The following is a 21,971-nucleotide window of genomic DNA, read 5'->3' as shown; positions in this document are numbered from 1 at the left end:
CAAATTTAATTCCTGATCCATGAAGAAGTTTTCCCTTTACTTAACCATCCTGACCGTTTCCCTGGCATCCTGCAGCAAAGACGACGATAATGGGCCCGGGGCCCTCCCCGCCGAGTCCGAAACGGTTTCCAACCTCCATGCCCCCCAGACCGGCGGGCAGGGTGAACCCGTTGGCGGGCCGTTTACCAAATTCGATTTTGAATCGGGTGCCACCACTACGAGCGACACCGAATGGGACATCGCCTTCCGCGGTACCACCATCGCGGTCAATGGGGGCACGGAGACAGGCACGAATGACGAGCCGGAACGCAACGGGGACGCCGCGGCAGCCATTGTGGACGGCACCTTTGCCAGCGTCACCACGGCTGCCGGCCTGACGTTTGCCCAGGACGGCGCAAACGGCTTTGCCATCCCCACAGGCAGTGACAACGGTTGGTACAACTACAACCCGCAACAGTTTACCATCACCCCGATACCGGGTAAGATCCTGGTCTTCCGCACCCGCAACGGGAACTACGCGAAGGTGGAAATCCTGAGCTACTACCGGGACAACCCGTCCCAGCCGGATATGGAGAGCGAATCCCGCTATTATACCTTCAACTACCTGTACAACCCGAACGACGGGGAGGACAGCCTGGAGTAATTCGCCAGAAATGTTGCTGTCACAATCCCAGCCCACCGGAAACGGTGGGTTTTTTTGTGACCGGGAATTATGGGCGGCCTAGTGAAAAAAGCTGCCCAGGGAGAGGACTGCACCCACAGCCAGCATCAGGATGCCGGCCAGCACTTCCCTTTCACGAAACTTCCGATACCGGAATATCCCGGCAATTAGGACGATGACCTGTGCCAGCAGGACGGGGATCAGCAGGAGTTCCTGTACGAATTGCAATCCGGGAAACCGGATGCCGAAATAATGAAAGAAGAAGGTGAGCAACAGGAAGCCCGCAATAAACAGGCAGATCAGGAGATATTTGTGTTTGAAGGGCATCGTTGGGCTGACAGGGTTAGTGCAACGCTTCCAATTTTTCTAAAAGTATTCAAAATTTCCATAGGCTATGGGACAGGGTACTACCCCCTAACTGACAAATATCAGCTGCCGGAACGTATTTGGTATGTATTTTTAACAGAAAGACCCGTGCGGCAGAAGATTATCAAATTGCTGGCTGTATGCCTTATTTGCATCCTGCTGATCCTGGCGGTCGTCCGGCTCGCGGAGTCTCTAACGTAAAACCATTTAAGTATGAAAAAGAATATGGGGTCTGTAGACCGTGTCATCCGACTATTGATAGCCGCAGTCATCGGCGTATTGTATTACACCGGGACCGTCAGCGGTACACTGGGTATTGTTTTGCTCATCCTGGCCGGCGTCTTTATACTGACCAGTTTTATCAGTTTCTGCCCGTTGTACGCGCCGTTTGGATTGAGTACCTGTAAGATGCGGGAGTGATCCGGGCTGGAAAAACGCTCATGCACAAGCACGATGAAAGCCATTCCGGTCAGGCCGAATAGAATGAATGGCTGGGATTTCCACACTAAAAAGTCACAACAACCCCAAAAGGGGATCTTGTCAAAATTTCATAAATTATATCCTCGATGGCCTAAACACCCACCAACGCAAAACCGGCGTGTTCTGAACCCAGAGGAATGGACAATAGCGAAACCTGGACGGAAACCTACAACCGGCTGAAATCCTCATCCCGGGATTCGATGTCAGCCGATACCCTGGCGACCTATGCCACAGCCGCCTACCTGACCGGGAGGGACGAGGAGAGTTTTGACCTGATGGACCGGGCCCACCGGGCGTATCTCGACAAGCAGGATCGGAGCCGGGCCCTGCGCTGTATTTTTTGGCTGGGTCTTATGCTGATGAACAATGGCGAAATGACTCGCAGCAGCGGATGGCTTTCCCGGGGGATGAAATTGCTGGAATCCGCACCTCGAGAAACGCCTTCGGAAAAGGGCCTGTTTCTGATTCCCAAAGCCCTTGAAACCCTTTCCCGGGGTCTACCAAAAAAGGCCAGGGACCTCTTTTCCCAGGCCGCAGGAATAGGAGAAAAGTGCAAGGACAACGATCTGTTGGCACTGGGCCAATTGGGAAAGGGGCAGGCGCTCATCCACTCCGGGGCAATAAAAAGCGGAGGAAAACTCTTTGACGAACTCCTGGTAGTTGTGGATGCCGGGGAGGTATACCCGATTGTCAGTGGAATCGTGTATTGCGCAGTCATTGAAACATGCAGGAAAGTTTGGGATATCCGCCGGGCTCAAGTTTGGACGGCCGCACTGACCAAATGGTGTTCGGCTCAACCGGACATCGTTCCCTTCAAAGGTCAATGCATGGCACGCCGGGGTGAGATCCTGCAATTGCAAGGCGACTGGCACAGGGCCCTCCGCGAAGTTGACAGCGCTTGCAATTTGTTGGCGCGGTACCGGAGTGGCGCAGCGGGGGAAGCCTATTATCGCAAAGGAGAATTGTACCGGTTGTTGGGATCTTATAAAGAGGCGGAGTCCTGTTTTGGCCAATCCGCCAATTGGGGCAGGAAACCGCAACCCGGCCTCGCATTGCTCCGTTTGGCGCAGGGGAAGACAGAAACTGCCACAACGTCCATTCAAACTGCCCTGAGGGAAACCCATGATTCGTATACGCGCATGGAACTATTGCCGGCAGCCATCGACATCTGGGTTGCCGGAGAATCCCTGCAGGAAGCAAACGAGGGATTAAAAGAATTGCGTGACGGGATCGGGCGGGTCGATGCGCCCTTGCTTAAAGCGCAAGCCGCATATGCTTCGGGCCTTGTCCGATTCGCGGAAGGCAACCTACAGGATGCCCTTGAGCACCTCAACGAAGCCTTGAACCACATCCACGTAGGGTCCCTCCCCTATCTATATGCGCGGGTAAGGGAATTAAAAGGACGCGCCTACCTGGAGGTGGAGGATCGAGAAAATTGCACCCTGGAATTATCCGGGGCGCGATGGGTTTATGAACAACTCCGTGCCAAACCCGATCTGGAGCGCATACAACCCGTGCTGCACAAAACTCGTGAGCATCCCACGCGGCGCCTGACTCTCCGGGAACTGCAGGTGCTTCGCCTGATCGCCTCTGGAATGACAAATAAATCCGCTGCCCGGGAGCTATTCATTAGTGAACGTACCGTAGACCGCCACGTGAGTAACATTTTCGACAAATTGGGGGTATCATCGCGGGTTGCTGCCACGGTGGTGGCCATCAAGCACAAGTTGATTGACGCTCCAGGCTGAACACCGCTTGTCTGAGCAGCGATAACCCAAAGGGCCCTGTAGTCTTCCGGGGTTGCCCTTCGCTTTTTAATGAGTGGGTAGAATTACCCATGCCATTGCTGATAATTTGGGTAATCCTACCGATGCGCGCCACCCGAATCCGGAAGAAATTTACCTCCACACCTTCAAAGGAATCCACTTATGAAAAAGTTTGTCATCATTCTCACGATCATCTGGACGGTCCTTCCCGGATATTCTCAGGATAGCCGCTATTCCCGACAGCGTCTGCCCATCATCGACATGCATCTCCACACAGGTTTCCCCCATGAATTGCCAGCGGGGGCCCCCGCTCTCTGCCGGCCAGAGCCCTGCGCAGATAGCCTGGCCGCCACTACGGATCCTGTGCTCCTGATGGAAAAGACACGGGAAGCCATGGACCGGTACAACGTCGTTAAGGCTTTTCTGAGCGGTGTGGACATCTCCGACGTTCATGCCTGGTCCGAAGCCATGCCAGACCGCTTTATTGCCGCACCGTTTATTCTGGACCCCCAGGATATTCAGCCGGAACAACTCCGCAAAGCATACGAATCGGGTGAATTACAGGGGCTCGGTGAAATCGGCGCCCAACTGGTGGGCCTGCCTCCTACCGACCCTTCGCTGGAACCGCTGTTTCAACTCGCGGAGGAATTGAATGTCCCCGTTTTGATCCATACCCTCGGCATTGGACCGTACCTGCCGCATTTCAGTTCCGCCTCGGGCAACCCGCTGCTACTCGAAGAAATACTTACCCGGCACCCCAAACTCCGATTGTTTGTCGAAAATGCAGGATATCCCTTCCGGGATGAGATGATTGCGGTGATGTACCAGTATCCGCAGCTCTATGTGGATGTCTCCACAATTACCTGGGTTATCCCGCGAACCGCATTTTATGACTATCTGGAAGCCCTTGTACGCGCCGGTCTCGGCAAACGCATCCTGTTTGGCTCCGACCAGATGGTCTGGCCGGAAAAGATCGGGGAAGCCATTGAAGCAATAGAGGAAGCGCCCTTTTTAACCGAGGCACAGAAGCGGGATATCTTCTACAACAACGCGGTCCGGTTTCTCACCACGGACGCAGCCACCGAAGGCAATGCGGCCACTACGCACCGGTGAGAACACAGGCCTTGGCAAGGAATGTATCGATGTTAAAAAAAATAGCCGCCCCTTTCGGAGCGGCTATACATTTCGAGGCACAGATTATCTATGGTTTGGTTCTTGAATTTTTCCAAATTATTAAACTCATGAAGATTATAGTCAATCCAATTGCGATTAGCGCCAAATTGCTGCCGCCATCAGCCAGGAGCCATTCCAAAGGAAAAGGTAAACCTTCGGTTAGCTCAATTTCTTGAGTAAGGACCATCCTAAATTTTAATCGAATACAAACCCGGTGACTATCCGATATATAAATGCGTAAAGAACGATGAAAAATAATGTGAAGCTGATCCAGGCGAAAACTTTAAAGTAGTTTCTGACCAGAAAATGGCCTATACCTTTAAAGCCTTCAAAATAGATTTCACGCAAGAGTAGTATTGTCTTCATAATTGGGGGTTTTTAGACCGCAAACATAGGACTGACCATGACCCCTTGCAATTCCTTTGGACAAATGGGAAATTTAATCGGCAGAATGAAGTCGGATCTCCTTTCGTCCAAAATTTTGGCGTTTCAAAGAATTCTTAATCCGGAAGCATACCAGAAAGACAATTGATAAAAATGCAGCCATACCGGGAGTAGCAGGCATTGAGACAGGACGCTCCTGAAGTACTCGATTTGTTTGTGACCCGGGCCGAACGGCCAAAATGCATTCCGCCTTGCTGGATTACTCGGCATTCGCCTCGTGATCCAGATCGTGCCCACTCCTGCTGGATTACTCGCTTCGCTCGTGATCCAGACCGTGCCCACTCCTGCTGGATTACTCGCTTCGCTCGTGATCCAGACCGTGCCCACTCCTGCAAATAGAAAACCCCAATCCGCTTTCGCGGATTCCGGGATATTTTTTCTCACTTTCTTACAAAAGCAAGCTTTTGACGAAAGTTCAAAAAAATACCCCGCAACTTACGTTGCGGGGTTTTCTGCTTGATGTGGGCCCTGCTGGATTCGAACCAGCGACCCCCTGCTTGTAAGGCAGGTGCTCTGAACCAACTGAGCTAAGAGCCCGAAAGGGTGTGCAAATATAGAATAGTTTTTTCCTTCCCAAAAGAAAAAAAACAAAAAAGTAGCTCCCTGTTTTATGGTTTAACTGGGGCTGGAATCAGGGGATTTGATGGGTGCCCGGGCTGGATATAATCTCCTGGTATTGCCGCATGAGGGAGTCCCGGATTTGGGGTAATTCTTCGGCCAGGTTCCGGGTTTGGCCCGGGTCGGATTCGAGGTGGTATAGCTGGGGAGCCGCGGCATTGCCCAACTCGATATTCACATTTTTGGCCACCGGGGGGCCGCTTTGGGGCGGGATATAGACCCAGTCCCTTGTGCGAAAAGCCGTCCGGGATGTGGCTTCCAGTACCATATGCTCCCTCCCCGCATCGGACCGGCCGCTGAGGGCCGGCCAGATATTCTGGCTGTCCGTTCCCGGATCCGGGACACCTGTCAGGTGGGCCAGTGAAGCGAGGAGGTCTATCTGGCTGACCATGGCATCGCTCACCCCAGGGGCAATAGTCCCCGGCCAGGACACGATAAAGGGCACCCGGGTACCGGCTTCGAAAAGGCTGTACTTCCCACCCCGGTAGGGACCCCAGGGCGAATGCCCTCCATTCCGCTCAACGGCCTGGTCCAGGTAGCCGTCATTCAGTACCGGTCCGTTATCGCTGGAGAAGATCACCAGCGTATTGGTCAGCAGGCCCTCATCTTGCAAGGTGGCCAGTATTTGCCCGATGCACCAATCCGCTTCAAAGATGGCATCCCCCCTGGGGCCCAGGTCGGTGGCACCCACAAACCGGGGATGTGGGGTACGGGGGACGTGGGGTTGCTGGAGGGAATAAAACAGGAAAAAAGGCGCTTCCGGATCTCGCTCGCGGATAAACACCTGGGCCTCCTTCAGAAAGGTATCGGCCATGTCCTCGTCCACCCAGCGGGCGGCCTGCCCCCCTTTCATAAACCCAATCCGCGGGATGCCGTTTACGATGCTGTTGTTGTGTCCGTGATCCCACCCCATTTTGACGAGCTCCGGGTGGTCCAGGGCGGTGGGCTCGCCGGGGAAATTCTCCTCGTAGCTCACCTGAATGGGATCGTCCGGCTCCAACCCCACCACCTGTCCGTTGCGGATATATACGGTGGGGACCCTGTCCTGTGTGGCAGCCAGGATAAAGCTTTCTTCAAAGCCTACCTCGTTGGGCCCCGGGCGAATGGCCTGGTTCCAGTCAACAGCCCCCGTGCCCAGTCCGAGGTGCCACTTTCCCACAATCCCGGTTCGATAACCCGCCTGGCGCAATAGGCCGGGGAGGGTTGCCTGTGCCGTATCGATCAGCAGGGGGGCATTCCCGGGCAATATCCGCGCTTTCTCCTTCCGCCAGGGATACTGGCCGGTAAGCAGGGCATAGCGGCTGGGTGTGCAGGTAGCCGAACTGGCATAGCCGCGCGTAAACCGAAGCCCGCCCGCAGCCAGGGAGTCGATATGGGGCGTTTGGATTTCGGTAGCGCCGTAGGCGCCTGTATCCCCAAACCCCAGGTCGTCCGCATAGATTATCACGATGTTCGGCCGGGAGGCGTCGGAATTCGCGCCGCCCGCTGCCTGTGGCAGATCGCCTGAGCAGGAACTGGCTACAACCAGGCAGAGGATTGCCGGTAGTTGAGGGAATGCCGGCAATAGTGGGAATGCCGGCAGTAGAGATATCGTTGGTATGCGGAACCGCTTTATAAGTTGCATTGTACTAAGGTGTTATCCGCGGGAGGTGGGATCGCGGCAAACCCTAAGGTAATTATTTCGTTGGAATCCTTTAACGGCGACAGGCCGCACCCATTTCATACCACTTCCGCCACCGTGAACGTGCTGCCGCCTATAAAGACCAGGTCTTCGGGTTCGGCGGCTGCCAGGGCGGCCTGGTAAGCCTCCGAGATATGGTTGTAGCGGTTGAAAGGAAGGCCGTGCCGGGAGGCAGCCGATGCCAGGTTTTCGACAGCCATGCCCCGGGGGATGTTGGGGCGGGAGAGGTAATAGCGCGCCTCTTTCGGGAAGAGCGGCAGGATGCCGTCCAGGTCCTTTTCCTTCACGAAGCCCAACACAAAATGGAGCTGCCGGTAGGTCTGACTAGCGAGTTGCTCCAGGACCAATTCCAGGCCCTCCCGGTTGTGGGCCGTATCGCATAGCACCCGGGGGTGTTCCCGCAGGATCTGCCAGCGCCCCATGAGCCCGGTGTTTTCCGCAATCCGGGCCAGGCCCTTGCGGACGGCTTCCTCATCTATCCGGAAGCCGCTGGCAGATTTCAGTACGTCCAGGGTGGCCAGCACGCCTTTCACATTCCGGGACTGGTAGCTGCCCAGCAGGGATACCGGGTATTCCGGCCAGGAGGCCTGGTCGGCAAATCGTAAGGGTGCCTGATGCGTTTCGGCTACCTCCAGGAAAACGGGGGCTACCTCCTCCTGGGTTTCGCTGATCACCACGGGGACGCCGGGTTTAATGATCCCGGCCTTTTCCCGGGCAATCTGCCGGGGCTCTTTTCCTAGAAATTCCGTATGGTCCAGCCCGATGTTCGTAATCAGGCTCACCTCGGGCACAAGGATGTTGGTGGCGTCCAGACGCCCGCCCAGGCCTACTTCGATAACGGCCACATCCACCTCCTGGCCGGCAAAATAATCAAAGGCCATGCCGACGGTCAATTCAAAAAACGAAAGGCCCGCCTTTTCAAGGAAAGGCTGGTGGTCCGCGATAAATTGCACCACGCGCTCCTCGGGCACCGGTTGCCCGTCTATCCGGATCCGTTCGCGAAAGTCCTTTAAATGGGGGGAAGTGTAAAGCCCGACGCGGTACCCGGCCTCTTGCAGGATGGAGGCGAGCATATGGCTGCTGGAGCCTTTGCCGTTGGTGCCGGCAACATGGATGCTCCGGAATTTCTTATGGGGGTCTCCCAGGCGGGTGGCGAAATGGCGGATGGGTTCCAGTTTGCCCTGGTAGGCGTCGCCCCCCTGGTGCTGGTACATGGGCAGACGCGCAAACATCCAGTCCAGCGTCTGGCGGTAGTCCATCTACTGGCCCAGTTTAAAGTTCACCACCACAAAGCCGATCTGCCGGCTGGGCGCATTGGAATCCGGGTTCCAGCGGTGCATAAACGCCGTTTTCCGCGCGGGTTCCAGCAAACAGGGGTCGCTGTTTGTGGTTCCCCGTACCCCGGGTTGCGCATCGACGACTTTTCCGCTGCGGTCCACGGTAATTTTCACCACCACGCGCCCGGACTGGTTGCACTCCTGTTGCACCTGCCCCCTGCTCGCCAGGGAACGGCCGCTCAGGCCGTAGCCGCCGGTGCCTGTACCGCTGCCGGGTGCCCCGTAATACGTAGTGGCATAGGGGTCCCCCCCGGGCTGGCCCTTGTCGCCGGCGCGGTCGTCGTCGCCCTCGCTGCCTTCGGCCGTACCGTCCGAATTATTCAGGCCGCCCATCATCGCGTCGAGTTCCCGTTTTTTAGCTTCCTCTTCCCGTCGTTGCCGCTCGGCCACCGCCTGTTTTTCCCGTTCAATGCGCTCGGCCTCCTCCTGCGCTTTGCGCGCGGCTTCCTCGGCCTTTTTGCGAGCTTCCTCCTGCTGGCGGATACGGACGGATTCCTCGTTTTCATGGGTCAGGACTTCTTCGGTGGGGGCATCGGTCTGGGTAGATTCCTCGGGCACTTCGGGCTCGGAGACCGGTTCGGCCGGTTCCTCCACGACTTCCTCCTCAACCCCTTCTTCAGGTTCGGGTTGCTGCCTGCGGACGGGTTCCAGGGGCTGCTCATTGCCCATCCCGTACTCCATGGTCCCGAAATTGACGGTAATGCCGCTTTCCTCGGGCGGGTCCATATAGGTCAGGCCGATATAAAACAGCAAAAGGACCAGCAGGCTCAACAGCAATGTGGTGAGCGTGAAGGATTTTTTCTTGTGTCTCGTATCCAGTAATGACATTAATTCGGACGCACGGCGAGGATGACCTTATAGTTGTTCCTGTTGGCGATATCCATCACGTTGACGGCTTCCTTGATCGCAACGCTCTCTTCGGCCCGCAGGATAATCGTCGGGTTTTCCTGGCCCTCCAGTGCTTTTTTTAGTTCAATTTCAATATAGGCTCCGTTGATCTGCTGGTTGTTTACAAAATAGTCCAGGTCCTTGTTGATGGTCACCGAGACATTCTGCGTATTGGTAGACTTCCCCCGGGCCTTGGGCAGCAAGAGGTCCAGGGCATTCGGGGAATTGGCCGTCAGCATAAAAAAGATGAGCAGCAGAAAGACGATGTCCGTCATGGAGGACATGCTGAACTCCGGGCTCACTTTGTTCCTTCCTTTGAGTTTCATACGCGCTGCTTAAATGGGTTCGCTCAGCAGGTCCAGGAACTCCACGGCATTCGCCTCCATCTTGTGGACCACCTTGTCGGTGCGGTTCACCAGGTGGTTGTAGCCCACATAGGCGATAATGCCCACCACGAGTCCGGCAACGGTCGTGGTCATGGCGGTGTAGATGCCCGATGCCAGCGCGCCCATTTCGGCCTGTCCGCCGCTGGTAGCCATCTGGTGGAAAGCCAGGATCATCCCGATTACGGTCCCGAGGAACCCGATCATCGGGGCAGCCCCGGCAACGGTTGCCAGGACGCTCACGTTCTTTTCGAGTTTGTAAACCTCCAGGGTACCTGCATTCTCGATAGCCGTATTGATGTCGTCCAGGGGTTTGCCGATCCGCGATATCCCCTTCTCGGTGAGTCGCGCCACGGGACTGTCGGTCTGGGCGCAGAGGATCTTGGCGGCCTCCAGTTTGCCTCCCATTACGTGGTCCCGGATCTGGTTCATGAAATTCTTGTCGATTTTGGACGCGGCCTTGATGGCCAGCAGGCGCTCAAAATAGATGTACATGGCCACGGCCAGCATGACGAAAAGCACCGTGATGATCACGATGCTTCCCGTGCCCCCGTTAAAGATCAGGTCAATAACGGAGAGGGTTTTTTCCTCGGATGCGATCTCACCCAACTGGGCTTCATCGACGGCGTCCTGAAACATTATCATAATAGCTCTCTTATTAGGTTGCTTCTAATAACGGAGTTTTACCGTTTTAAGTATTCCGGCAGAAAAAATACGCAGGCTACCCGGGTGCCTACATCGGGTTGAGCACCAGGTCGCGCAGGAGGATAAACGACACGGCCCCCGCCAGGAAGCCCACCAGTGCCAGCCAGGCAATCTTGCGCAGGTACCAGAAGAAGTCGATTTTCTCCATTCCCATAGCCACTACCCCGGCTGCGGAGCCGATGATCAGCATACTGCCGCCCGTACCCGCCGAATAGGCGATAAAGTGCCAGAGCGGGTCGTCCATGCCCGGGGAGAACATCCCCATACTGGCCGCTACCAGCGGTACGTTGTCGATAATGGCCGATCCGACACCCAGCAACATCACCACGATATCCGTATTCGGGATAGCCTCATTCAGCGCCTCGGCGTAGGTAAACAGATACCCGAGCGACTCCAGGGCCGCCACGGCGAGCAGGATTCCGAGGAAAAAGAGGATGCTCGGCAACTCGATTTTGGACAGGGAGGAATGCACCGGGCTGTGCGACGCATGCGCGTCGTGCTCGTCACTCTCCGATTTATCCACCGAACTGATACTGAACTTGGTCTGGCTGTAGATCTCGGCAAAGGTTGCCACCACGGCCAGGGACAGCATCATACCCACGTAGGGGGGCAGGTGCGTAATGGTTTTAAAGAACGGTACAAAGACGATGGATCCCAGCCCCAGGTAGAGCATGGTGGGCCCGAATTTCGATTTCGGCTCCTCCAGATCCTCCGGCTCCGCGGCAATCTGCCCGCGGAATACCTTGAACCGGCTGGCGATCAATGTCGGCACCACCGTACAGACAATGGACGGGAGCAGGACGTGTTCGACCAGTTGGAGGGCGGATACCTTGTCGGCAATCCAGAGCATCGTGGTGGTCACGTCCCCGATGGGCGACCAGGCCCCGCCCGCGTTGGCGTTGATAATGATCATCCCCGCAAACCACAGCCGCGTATTGCGGTCCTTGATCACCTTTTGCAGGATGGTCACCAGGACGATGGTGGCGGTGAGGTTGTCGATAATGGCCGACAGGACAAAAGCCAGCAGGGAAAACAGCCAGAGCAGCTTGGTTTTGCTGCGCGTGCGGATATACCCCTTGATGGTGGCAAACCCATTGAAATAGTCGATGATTTCCACTATCGTCATCGCCCCCAGGAGGAAGACCAGGATCTCCGCGGTTTTCCCAAGGTGATGCAACAGGATTTCGTCTATATGCGTGGGCTCCAGCTCCTTGAGCTCCGCATTCACCTCAAATACCGGCAAATGGGCCAGGGCGATGATTGCCCATAGCAGGGCCATCATGGCCAGAGCGGGTATCAGCTTGTCGATCTTGAGGTTGTGTTCCAGGGTGATGGCGAGGTAGCCGACCAGGAAGACGATGATGATAATGGTTTCCATAGTGTTTGGTTTGTATTATACGAGTTGTTTCAGGGCGATTTCAAAGGCCGTCCGGCTGAAATTCCTTCGAGTTGGATTTTGGTTAAATATATTCAAAATTGCATTTCTAATGGTCCCGGAGGTGTCATTAAAAATATCAGCGTCCTCCATGGACACCCGTCCTTCCATAAAATAGGCAAACACCCGGGCCATCCCGCAGTTCGATACAAAATCGGGTATCAGGCTGACGCGCTGGTCGGTAAACTCCATAATCGGGCCGAAGAAAATCTCCCGGTCGGCAAACGGCACGTTTGCCCCGCAGGATATGACCTCCAGGCCCGAATCGATCAGCGTACTGATCTGTTCCCGGGTTACCAGGCGCGAAGCGGCACAGGGGGCAAAAATTTCGCAGGGCAGGCTCCAGATCCGTCGATCCATCTCCGCCGAAGGAATCAGGTCCTCCGCCACCAGGGCGTTCCCCTTTTTCTTCCCGAACAAGGCGCGGATTTCCTCGAAGCTGAATCCCTCCTCTTTGATGACCCCCCCGGCCCGGTCGATAATGCCAACCACCCGGGCGCCCATCTTGGACAGGTAAAAGGCCGCCGCCCCGCCGACATTGCCAAAACCCTGCACCACGGCCCGTTTCCCGACCACGCTCTCGCCGTGTATGTCGTAAAAATGCCGGACGGCTTCAGCGACGCCGAAACCGGTTATCATGTCAGCTACCGTGTATTTCCGGGAGGTATCCGGCGAATAGGTATCCGTCTCGAGGACCTTGATGACCCCCATGCGCAGCTGGCCGATCCGATTGATCTTATCGGCTTCCGTAGGCCGGAAATGCCCGTTGAACACCCCCTCCTGGGGATGCCACACCCCGGCGTCCTCCGTAATGGGGATCACCTCGTGGATCTCGTCGACGTTCAGGTCGCCCCCGGTACCGTAATAGTTCTTCAGCAAGGGCGAAACCGCGCGGTACCAGCGTTCCAGCACCCCTTTCTTCCGGGGGTCGTCCGGGTTGAAATTGATACCGGACTTCGCCCCGCCAATCGGCGGGCCCGAGACGGTAAATTTCACCTCCATCGTCTTGGCCAGGGAGAGTACCTCATTCTGGTCCAGGCCCTCCCGCATGCGCGTGCCGCCCCCGGCAGCTCCCCCGCGCAGGGAATTGATAACGGCCCACCCTTCGGCTTCCGTTTCCGGGTCCTTCCACTGAAATACAATTTCAGGGGGTTTGTTCTCATAGCGCTCCAGGAGCTCCTTCATCAACATAATGCGGCTTTTGGAATGGTCTGCAATCGGTGCCGGAACCCGGGATTTCCGGAATCCCCGGCGATGTAACCAGCCGTTCCCGCAATGGTGACGGCCCGGACAAATATAAAAATATTGCCCTGCTTTTCGCACGAATCGGGTGGCTACCTCAAAAAGGGTTGCCCCGCCTGCGTTTTCAGATTCTCAATAAAGGCCCGCACCTATTGAATATCGTTTAGCCAGGGCGTATATTTGCACAGTTTCATTGAGAAAAATACAAATCGCATGGATTTTAGTTTAACCGAAGAACAACAGATGGTGCGCCAGGCCGCCCGGGACTTTGCCCAGACGGAACTGCTGCCCGGAGTGATTGAGCGGGACGAAAAGCAGGAATTTCCGACCCGCCAGGTACAGGCGATGGGGCAGCTCGGGTTTATGGGCATGATGGTTTCCCCGGAATACGGCGGCAGCGGCCTCGACACCTTGTCCTACGTCCTGGTGATGGAGGAACTCTCCAAGGTGGACGCCTCGGCATCCGTTGTGGTTTCGGTGAACAACTCCCTGGTGTGCTGGGGTCTGGAGGCCTATGGAACCGAGGAGCAAAAACAGAAATACCTGCCAGCTCTGGCGACAGGAGAAAAAATCGGCGCCTTCTGCCTGTCCGAACCGGAAGCCGGCAGCGATGCGACCTCCCAAAAGACCACTGCTAAAGACGCCGGCGATCACTATGTGCTCAACGGCACCAAAAACTGGATCACCAACGGCAATTCAGCCGATATCTACCTGGTGATTGCGCAAACCTACCCGGAAAAAGGCCATAAGGGTATCAATGCGCTGATTGTCGAAAAAGGCATGGAGGGTTTTGAAATCGGACCCAAGGAACAAAAATTGGGTATCCGGGGGAGCGATACGCACTCCCTGAATTTCAATGATGTAAAAGTGCCCAAGGAAAACCGGATCGGGGCCGATGGCTTCGGTTTTAAATTCGCCATGAAAACACTCTCCGGGGGACGTATCGGCATCGCGGCCCAGGCACTGGGGATTGCGGCCGGCGCCTACGAATTGTCCCTGAAATACTCCAAAGAGCGGAAGGCCTTCGGGACGGAGATCGCCAACCACCAGGCAATCGCTTTCAAACTGGCCGACATGCACACCCAAATTGAGGCAGCCCGGATGCTCGTGTACCGGGCCGCCACAGACAAGGACCGGGGGGAGAACTACGACCTCTCCGGCGCGATGGCCAAATTATACGCATCTCAGGTAGCCATGGATACGGCCGTGGAGGCCGTTCAGATACACGGGGGGAACGGCTACGTAAAGGAATACCACGTGGAACGCCTGATGCGGGATGCCAAGATTACCCAGATCTACGAGGGCACCTCGGAGATCCAGAAAATCGTCATCTCCAGGAGTATCCTCCGGGATTAATCCCATAATCTTTTGAAATAGGGCAGGATTACTGGCGAATCCGGGCAGCCCACCCCTGTTTTTTACCCGGTATGCACGACAAATATTCGGTTTATGCGGCAGGCCCCTTATTATTTACAGGGGTTGGACCAACCAATCTGTGCATTTTCACCTTCACACCCCTCTGACACAGCTCCCCGGGTATTTTCTTTACCTGAAATTGACGATTCCGTAATACGTCTTGTTAACAATTCCCAAAATGGGAATATTTTAAGTGATAATTACCAACGTTGAATTTTTTGCAGATTATCACAAAAATCGATGAATTAATGACAGAGTTATCCCTAATTTTGAGATAATCGCATAACCGGAAAAGACCGGTGCGACCCCACCTGCAAGCCGATTCGAGCAATTTTGGCCTGCGGAATTCAAAAGCGAGACCCCTATGGAAAAACAAGGATTGTACCTCCCCGAATTTGAGCACGACAACTGCGGCGCCGGTTTTATTTGCAGCCTGAAGGGCAAAAAATCGAATGACATCATTCATAAAGCCCTGGAGATCCTCGAGAAGCTGGAACACCGCGGGGCCGTAAGCGCCGATGGCAAAACCGGCGACGGGGCGGGCATCCTGATCGATATCCCCCACGAATTCTTTACCGAGGTATGCTCCTTTGAGTTGCCGGAGCCTGGCACCTATGCGGTGGGTAATGTGTTCCTGCCCCAAAAGGAAAACCAACGGGATTATTGCACCACCCTGTTCGGGGAAAACCTGGAAGCGCAGGGCCTCAGGCTCCTGGGCTGGAGGGACGTCCCGGTAAACCGCCGGGTCCCCGGCCGCATCGCTGCGGAAACCGAACCATTCGTCAAACAGGTTTTCGTGGGGAAGGCTGCCGAAGACCAGGACGATTTTGCGTTTGAGCGGAAGCTCTTTGTAGCCCGCAAAAAAACGGAGCACGCCATCATCGCTTCCAAACTGTCCGAACGGGGCTTCTTCTACCTGCCGAGCCTCTCCACCCGGATCATTATCTTCAAGGGGCTGCTGATGCCGATGGATATCAAGTTATACTACAAGGACCTGATGGACCCGCGGGTGGTGACCCGCCTGGCCCTGGTGCACCAGCGGTTCTCGACAAATACCTTCCCCACCTGGGATTTGGCCCAGCCTTTCCGGTATATGTGCCACAACGGGGAAATCAATACGCTCCGCGGGAACGTGTCGCGCATGCACTCCCGGGAAAGCTTATTCCAGAGCGACCTGTTCGGGGAGGAAATTAAGGAAATCCTTCCCGTCATCCTGCCGGGCAAATCGGATTCGGCCACCATGGACATGGTGGTGGAACTCCTGCTGATGACCGGGCGGTCCCTGCCGGAAGTCATGATGATGCTCGTGCCGGAAGCCTGGGAGAAAAACCCGGACATGTCCGAAGCCAAACGCGCCTTCTACGAATTCAATTCCTGCCTGATGGAGCCCTGGGACGGACCGGCCTCCATCCCGTTTACGGACGGAAACTACATCGGGGCGGTCCTGGACCGGAACGGGCTCCGGCCTTCCCGCTACTCGGTGACCCGCGACGGGTATGTGGTCATGTCTTCGGAAACGGGGGTACTGGAACTGGAGCCGGAGAATATCGCCTTCCACGGCCGGCTCGAACCCGGGAAGATGTTCCTGGTAAACATGGAAGAAGGCCGAATCGTGAACGACGAGGAGATCAAAGAAGCCATCGCCGGGAAACACCCGTATGCCAAATGGCTCAAAAAGAACCTGGTGCACCTGCGGGATATTCCCTATAACGACTGTCCCCTCTTCCTGGACGAAGAGACGCTCGAGAAGCGGAAAGCTGCATTCGGGTACACCCTGGAAGACATCAATACGATTATCCTGCCCATGGCCAAGGCCGCCAAGGAACCCATCGGCTCCATGGGGTCGGATACCCCGATTGCCGTGCTCTCCGAACGTCCCCAGCTTATCTACAATTACTTTAAACAGCTCTTTGCACAGGTAACCAACCCGCCCCTGGACGGCATCCGGGAGGAATTGATCTGCGACATCAGCCTGACGCTGGGGACGGACCACAACCTGTTCGACATCTCGCCCCTGCAGTGCCGGAAGCTGAAAATTCAGAACCCGGTCATCTCCAAGGAAGACCTGGACAAAATAAAGAACTACGACAGCAGCCCGGATTACAAGGTGGTTTCCATCCCGATCCTCTATGAGATCAGCAAAGGCCTGAACGGCCTGGAGAACGCCCTGGAAGCCGTGCTAACCAAAGCCTCCCGGGCCATAGACCAGGGGGCGAATATCATCATCCTCTCCGACCGGAATGTCAGCAAAGACATGGCGCCCATCCCTGCCCTGCTGGCCTGTTCCTATGTAAACAGCGGCTTGCAGCGCCTGGGTCGGCGGTCGAAGCTGAGTATCATCGTGGAGTCGGCCGAACCCCGGGAGGTGCACCATTTTGCATTGCTCTTTGGCTTCGGGGCCAGCGCGATCAACCCGTATCTGGTGAACGAGATCATCGCCGAACAGATCGAGGAGCACGATATCCAGGACGTCAGCCGGGAGGAGGCGATCCGCAACTACAACAAAGCCATCGGCAAGGGAATCCTTAAGGTGATGAACAAAATCGGGATCTCCACGTTAAATTCTTACCGGGGCTCCCAGCTCTTTGAATGCATCGGGCTGAACACCCAGATGGTTGAGAAGTATTTCCCGAATACCCCCACCCGGATCCAGGGCATCGGGTTGTATGAGATGGAAAAGGAGATAGCCCTCAGGCACCACAAGGCGTTTGACCGCAAGGAACTGGCAGCCAACCTGGACCTCGAGATCGGGGGCGAATACCGCTGGAGGCGGGACGGGGAAAAGCATATGTTCAACCCGTTGTCCATCGCCAAGCTGCAGAAAGCGGTCCGGCTCAACGAGCCTTCGACCTATAAGGAATACGCGGAACTGGTTAACGAGCAGACCAAGAGCCTGATGACTATCCGCGGCCTGTTCGAGTTTTCGAATTACGACCCGATCCCGATTGAGGAGGTGGAACCCTGGACCGAAATTGTGAAGCGCTTCAAGACCGGGGCCATGTCCTACGGGTCTATCAGCAAGGAGGCCCACGAAAACCTGGCCATTGCCATGAACCGGATCGGGGGAAAAAGCAACTCGGGCGAGGGAGGTGAAGATGCCGAGCGCTTCTACCGGAGCCAGACCGGGGATTGGCGCAACAGCGCCATCAAACAGGTGGCATCCGGCCGGTTCGGGGTTACCTCGAATTACCTGACCAATGCCCGGGAAATCCAGATCAAGATGGCCCAGGGCGCCAAACCGGGCGAAGGCGGACAGCTCCCCGGCCCCAAGGTGAATCCCGCCATCGCGAAAACGCGAAATTCCACCCCCTATGTCGGGTTGATTTCCCCGCCCCCGCACCACGATATTTACTCAATTGAGGACCTTTCCCAGTTGATTTACGACCTGAAATCCGCCAACCGGGAAGCGCGCATCAACGTGAAGCTCGTATCGGAGGTAGGCGTGGGCACCGTGGCAGCTGGAGTATCCAAAGCAAAGGCCGACGTAATCCTGATCTCCGGCCACGACGGGGGTACCGGGGCCTCTCCCCTGACCTCCCTGAAGCACGCCGGCCTCCCCTGGGAACTCGGTATTTCCGAGGCCCAGCAGACCCTGGTAATGAACGACCTGAGGAACCGGGTAGTCCTGGAATGCGACGGTCAGCTCAAAACCGGCCGGGATGTTGCGGTTGCCTGCCTGCTCGGGGCCGAGGAATTCGGTTTTGCCACCGCCCCCCTGGTAGCTTCCGGCTGCATCATGATGCGGGTGTGCCACCTGAACACCTGCCCGGTAGGCATCGCTACGCAGAACCCGGAATTGCGCAAAAAATTTGAGGGCAAGCCGGAGCACGTGGTCAACTATATGTACTTTGTAGCCGAGGAATTGCGCGAGATCATGGCCAAACTCGGTTTCCGGACCGTCGACGAGATGGTCGGCCAGGTACAGAAGCTGGACCGCCGCAAGGCCATTGACCACTACAAGGCGCGGGGTATCGACCTGAGCCCGATCCTGCACCAGGTGCCTGTACCGATAGGCACGAAGTTCTACAATACGGTAAAGCAGGACCACAATATTGAAAAGTCCATTGAATTCGAGATCATCGAAAAGGCCCACCTGGCACTCTTCCGGAAGGAGAAGACGTCCCTGGACTTCCCGATCCACAATACGGACCGGGCGGTAGGCGCCATCATCAGCAATGAAATATCCAAGATTTACGGGGCGGAAGGCCTGCCGGAAAATACGCTCCGACTGAATTTTACCGGTTCGGCCGGCCAGAGTTTCGGGGCGTTTGCAACCCGCGGCCTGACGATGATAGTTAACGGCAATACCAACGACTACCTCGGGAAGGGGCTCTCCGGAGCCCGGCTGATCATCAAGGTCCCAGGCGGATCCACCATCCGGCCCGAAGAGAATATCATCACCGGGAATGTCTGCCTCTACGGCGCCACGTCGGGCGAGGCGTATATCAACGGGAAAGCCGGGGAGCGCTTCTGCGTGCGGAATTCCGGGGCCCGTGCGGTCGTAGAGGGCATCGGCGACCACGGGTGCGAATACATGACCGGGGGCGTAGCGGTCATCCTCGGGGAAGTCGGCCGGAATTTCGGGGCCGGTATGAGCGGGGGTATCGCCTATGTGCTGGACCGGAATAAGACCTTTGAGCGAAATTGCAACAAAGAAGCCCTGAACCTGCTCAAAGTAGAGGAAGACCAGGACATCGCGGAATTGCGGGGAATGATAGAAGACCATTACAACGCCACCTTCAGCCCGCTGGCCCAGGAAGTCCTCGAAAAATGGGAGACCTACCTGCCCCAGTTCATTAAGGTATTCCCCGAGGAATACCGCCAGGCGCTGATCCGTCTGGAAAACGAAAAGCTAGAGACGATATAAAATGGGAAAGATTACAGGATTTATGGAATACGAGCGCAAGGTGGACCCCTATGCGCCCGTGGAGGAACGTCTTAAGAATTACAAGGAATTCACCAAGCCGCTGTCCGAGAAGGCCATGAAGGAACAGGGTGCCCGCTGCATGGACTGCGGGATCCCCTTCTGCCACAGCGGATGCCCGCTGGGGAACCTGATCCCCGATTTCAACGACGCTGTGTACCGGGGAAAATGGGATAAGGCTGCAGAAATATTGCACGCCACCAACAATTTCCCGGAATTCACCGGGCGGTTATGCCCGGCACCTTGCGAAGAGGCCTGTGTCCTGGGGATCAACGAGGACCCTGTAAGTATTGAGAATATCGAAAAACACATTGCCGAAACGGCATTTGCCAAGGGATGGGTGATTGCCACCCCGCCTGAAACGCGGACCGGCAAGAAAGTAGCCGTAGTGGGTAGCGGGCCGGCCGGGCTGGCAGCTGCGCAGCAGCTGAACCGGGCGGGCCACCTGGTAACGGTTTTTGAAAGGGATGAAAAACCCGGGGGGCTCCTCCGGTACGGCATCCCGGATTTCAAAATGGAGAAGCACGTCATCGACCGGCGCCTGGAAATCCTCGAAGAGGAAGGCATCGAATTCCGGTGCGGCGTACATGTCGGGAAGGACGTGGCCGCCACAGACCTGCAAAGCGACTACGACGCCATCCTCCTTTGCGGGGGGGCCACGGTCCGCCGGCCGCTCCCGATTCCTGGAGCCGACCTGGACGGGGTGGTACAGGCCATGGATTTCCTCGGGCAAAACAACCGCAGGGTAGACGGTATTCCCTTTAAAGGTAAGGAGCTATCCGCCAAAGGCAAGAATGTCATCGTAATCGGCGGAGGGGATACGGGGTCGGATTGCATCGGGACATCGTTCCGCCAGGGGGCGAAGTCCGTTTCCAATTTCGAGATCCTCGGGAAGCCGCCAGCCGGCCGGCCGGAAGACCAGCCGTGGCCATTCTGGCCCATGCGGCTCCGCACGAGCTCTTCCCACAAGGAAGGGGCAGAGCGCTATTTCAGCATATCCACCAAAGAATTCAAAGGCGACGGGGATGGGAAACTGACCGGCCTGGTCACCGTGGAGGTGGAATGGGAAAAAGTCCCCGGCCAGCGGCCCAAGCTCGTGGAACTCAAGGGCACCGAGAAGGAATGGCCCTGCGACCTGGCCCTGCTTGCATTGGGTTTTACCGGCTCGGAAATGAGCATCGCCGACCAGCTGGGCCTTGAACTCGACCCCCGCACGAATATCAAAGCCTCTGTTTCCGATTACCAGACCAACGTACCGGGTGTTTTTGCCGCCGGCGATCAGCGACGCGGACAATCCCTGATCGTCTGGGCCATTTCCGAAGGGAGACAGGCTGCGCATCATGTGGATTCCTATTTGATGGGAAGTTCCGAACTGCCCCTGAAGGGCGAAGGGGACCTGCCCAGGATTTGAGAATTAGCTATAGGTTTCTGACAGTAAGCCGCGGGGATCCCCGCGGCTTTTTTATGGCACATGGTACGCCCTGCGGCAGACATGTGGATTTTCGGACCAATGATACATATGTATAATCATTTGATACATCTGTGGGATCATCCTGGGCCCTTTCCACATAGTTTTGGCATGGCTGTAAATAAAGGCAGGGAGAGGACCCCACAGCCGATGGCCTTTCAGCCTGCGGCGACCCGGCAATCTACCGGGCAAACCACCCAGGTTATGGTTTTTTAATAAAAACTTTTATTTTAATAGCAATTCAACCTAAAATTCCAATCACATGAAAAAATTCGTATTACTTATCGGAGCAATTCTGCTTGCCAATCTGGGGAGTGCCCAGGAAGACACCCGGATCGGGGGATTCCTCGCCTACGGAACAGAAGTAGAAAGCCTGGGAATCGGTGCCAATGCGGAGTTTCCAATTGCCACCAACCTGGTCATTTCCCCGTCGCTGATCTATTACTTCCCCAGGGAAGAAGAAGGAATCGACATCAATTGGTTTGAGGCCAATGGAAATGTCAATTACTACTTTCTCGATAGCGACGGTATCGGATTCTACGCTTTCTCGATAGCGACGGTATCGGATTCTACGGCCTGGCCGGACTGAACTACACCTCGGTCAAAGTATCGGGCGATTCCGGGTTTGGCGGTGACATTTCAGTTTCCGATGGTCGTTTGGGGCTGAACCTCGGGGCCGGCGCCAACTTTATCATCGGCGGCTCCGTCATTCCGTTTGCCGAACTCAAATACGTAATCATCGACGAAGGACAGCTTGTCCTGATGGGCGGTGTCAAGTTTAATATATAACAGCGACCTATGTTTCATAGAAATTACAGAAGCTCCGCGCACTTACTCATGTTGTGCATGGGGCTTCTCTTCTGGAATTGCAAATCAGACCCCAAGAAGGCGGAAGTTGCCGGCGACCCGGAACCGGAACCGGAACCCACCATCGAGGTGGTGACCAATTCCATGGAATTCATTTCTCCGGATACCATCCCGTCC

General features: G+C 56.0%; 19 protein-coding genes and 1 tRNA gene (1 of these 20 running past the window's edge). 10 read left to right on the top strand and 10 right to left on the bottom strand.

The genetic code is table 11. The annotated features are described in order from the left end of the window. The first annotated feature begins 19 nt into the window (after positions 1-19). Positions 20-643: an HmuY family protein gene (locus RB2501_RS06000; RefSeq protein ID WP_015753869.1), complete on the top strand. Its 624-nt coding sequence runs from the start codon at positions 20-22 to the stop codon at positions 641-643. A 78-nt stretch (positions 644-721) separates the two neighbouring features. Here RB2501_RS06000 and RB2501_RS05995 read toward each other — a convergent pair whose 3' ends face one another. Further along, positions 722-988, bottom strand: coding sequence for a hypothetical protein (locus RB2501_RS05995; RefSeq protein WP_015753868.1), 267 nt, complete (start codon positions 986-988; stop codon positions 722-724). Between the two features lie 252 nt (positions 989-1,240). Between RB2501_RS05995 and RB2501_RS15965 the strand changes: the two genes are divergently transcribed. From RB2501_RS15965 to RB2501_RS05980, 3 genes are all read left to right on the top strand, one after another. Beyond that, the gene (locus RB2501_RS15965; RefSeq protein WP_083760691.1) at positions 1,241-1,447 is read left to right on the top strand and encodes a YgaP family membrane protein; all 207 of its coding nucleotides are present in this window, start codon (positions 1,241-1,243) and stop codon (positions 1,445-1,447) included. A gap of 197 nt (positions 1,448-1,644) precedes the next feature. After that, complete coding sequence (locus tag RB2501_RS05985; protein WP_015753866.1) at positions 1,645-3,255, top strand: helix-turn-helix transcriptional regulator; 1,611 nt, start codon at positions 1,645-1,647, stop codon at positions 3,253-3,255. A gap of 180 nt (positions 3,256-3,435) precedes the next feature. Beyond that, positions 3,436-4,386 (top strand): amidohydrolase family protein, encoded by a 951-nt coding sequence (locus tag RB2501_RS05980; RefSeq protein ID WP_015753865.1) that lies wholly within the window; start codon positions 3,436-3,438, stop codon positions 4,384-4,386. 255 nt (positions 4,387-4,641) lie between these two features. Here the strand turns inward: RB2501_RS05980 and RB2501_RS16485 are convergent, their stop codons facing one another. The 9 genes from RB2501_RS16485 to RB2501_RS05940 all read right to left on the bottom strand — a co-directional run bounded on the left by RB2501_RS16485 (position 4,642) and on the right by RB2501_RS05940 (position 13,122). Beyond that, the gene (locus RB2501_RS16485) at positions 4,642-4,812 is read right to left on the bottom strand and encodes a DUF6747 family protein (RefSeq protein ID WP_015753864.1); all 171 of its coding nucleotides are present in this window, start codon (positions 4,810-4,812) and stop codon (positions 4,642-4,644) included. 540 nt (positions 4,813-5,352) lie between these two features. Then, a tRNA-Val gene (locus RB2501_RS05975) sits at positions 5,353-5,427 on the bottom strand. A gap of 94 nt (positions 5,428-5,521) precedes the next feature. Beyond that, on the bottom strand, positions 5,522-7,072 hold the full coding sequence (locus RB2501_RS05970; RefSeq protein WP_015753863.1) for a sulfatase family protein: 1,551 nt from the start codon (positions 7,070-7,072) through the stop codon (positions 5,522-5,524). A gap of 155 nt (positions 7,073-7,227) precedes the next feature. Next, a complete protein-coding gene (locus RB2501_RS05965) occupies positions 7,228-8,448 on the bottom strand; it encodes a bifunctional folylpolyglutamate synthase/dihydrofolate synthase (protein WP_015753862.1) in 1,221 nt (406 codons plus the stop codon). After that, positions 8,449-9,354 carry a hypothetical protein gene (locus tag RB2501_RS05960; protein ID WP_015753861.1) on the bottom strand — a complete coding sequence of 302 codons (906 nt, stop codon included), beginning with the start codon at positions 9,352-9,354 and terminating at the stop codon, positions 8,449-8,451. Beyond that, complete coding sequence (locus RB2501_RS05955; RefSeq protein ID WP_015753860.1) at positions 9,354-9,740, bottom strand: ExbD/TolR family protein; 387 nt, start codon at positions 9,738-9,740, stop codon at positions 9,354-9,356. Before RB2501_RS05955 ends, RB2501_RS05960 begins: the two co-directional genes overlap by 1 nt. 9 nt (positions 9,741-9,749) lie before the next feature. Further along, a complete protein-coding gene (locus tag RB2501_RS05950; RefSeq protein WP_041327023.1) occupies positions 9,750-10,442 on the bottom strand; it encodes a MotA/TolQ/ExbB proton channel family protein in 693 nt (230 codons plus the stop codon). 88 nt (positions 10,443-10,530) lie between these two features. Beyond that, the gene (gene nhaD, locus RB2501_RS05945) at positions 10,531-11,880 is read right to left on the bottom strand and encodes a sodium:proton antiporter NhaD (RefSeq protein ID WP_015753858.1); all 1,350 of its coding nucleotides are present in this window, start codon (positions 11,878-11,880) and stop codon (positions 10,531-10,533) included. 15 nt (positions 11,881-11,895) lie between these two features. Next, positions 11,896-13,122 (bottom strand): Glu/Leu/Phe/Val dehydrogenase dimerization domain-containing protein, encoded by a 1,227-nt coding sequence (locus tag RB2501_RS05940; RefSeq protein WP_041327537.1) that lies wholly within the window; start codon positions 13,120-13,122, stop codon positions 11,896-11,898. A gap of 270 nt (positions 13,123-13,392) precedes the next feature. Between RB2501_RS05940 and RB2501_RS05935 the strand changes: the two genes are divergently transcribed. From RB2501_RS05935 to RB2501_RS05910, 6 genes are all read left to right on the top strand, one after another. Beyond that, the gene (locus tag RB2501_RS05935) at positions 13,393-14,535 is read left to right on the top strand and encodes an acyl-CoA dehydrogenase family protein (protein ID WP_015753856.1); all 1,143 of its coding nucleotides are present in this window, start codon (positions 13,393-13,395) and stop codon (positions 14,533-14,535) included. A gap of 424 nt (positions 14,536-14,959) precedes the next feature. Further along, positions 14,960-19,462 (top strand): glutamate synthase large subunit, encoded by a 4,503-nt coding sequence (gene gltB, locus RB2501_RS05930; RefSeq protein WP_015753855.1) that lies wholly within the window; start codon positions 14,960-14,962, stop codon positions 19,460-19,462. A 1-nt stretch (position 19,463) separates the two neighbouring features. Then, complete coding sequence (locus RB2501_RS05925; protein WP_015753854.1) at positions 19,464-20,930, top strand: glutamate synthase subunit beta; 1,467 nt, start codon at positions 19,464-19,466, stop codon at positions 20,928-20,930. A 319-nt stretch (positions 20,931-21,249) separates the two neighbouring features. After that, on the top strand, positions 21,250-21,576 hold the full coding sequence (locus tag RB2501_RS05915; protein ID WP_015753852.1) for a hypothetical protein: 327 nt from the start codon (positions 21,250-21,252) through the stop codon (positions 21,574-21,576). A gap of 68 nt (positions 21,577-21,644) precedes the next feature. Then, on the top strand, positions 21,645-21,776 hold the full coding sequence (locus RB2501_RS16440) for a hypothetical protein (protein ID WP_015753851.1): 132 nt from the start codon (positions 21,645-21,647) through the stop codon (positions 21,774-21,776). Between the two features lie 57 nt (positions 21,777-21,833). Then, on the top strand, positions 21,834-21,971 hold the start of the coding sequence (locus tag RB2501_RS05910; protein WP_015753850.1) for a hypothetical protein. 774 nt of this gene lie beyond the right edge of the window; the window shows 138 of its 912 coding nt (coding positions 1-138); the start codon lies at positions 21,834-21,836; the stop codon falls past the right edge of the window.

It is taken from the genome of Robiginitalea biformata HTCC2501 (genome assembly GCF_000024125.1).
Lineage (GTDB): Bacteria > Bacteroidota > Bacteroidia > Flavobacteriales > Flavobacteriaceae > Robiginitalea > Robiginitalea biformata.
The sequence above is the reverse complement of the archived record's forward strand: the minus strand, read 5'-3'. Positions and strand labels throughout refer to the sequence as shown.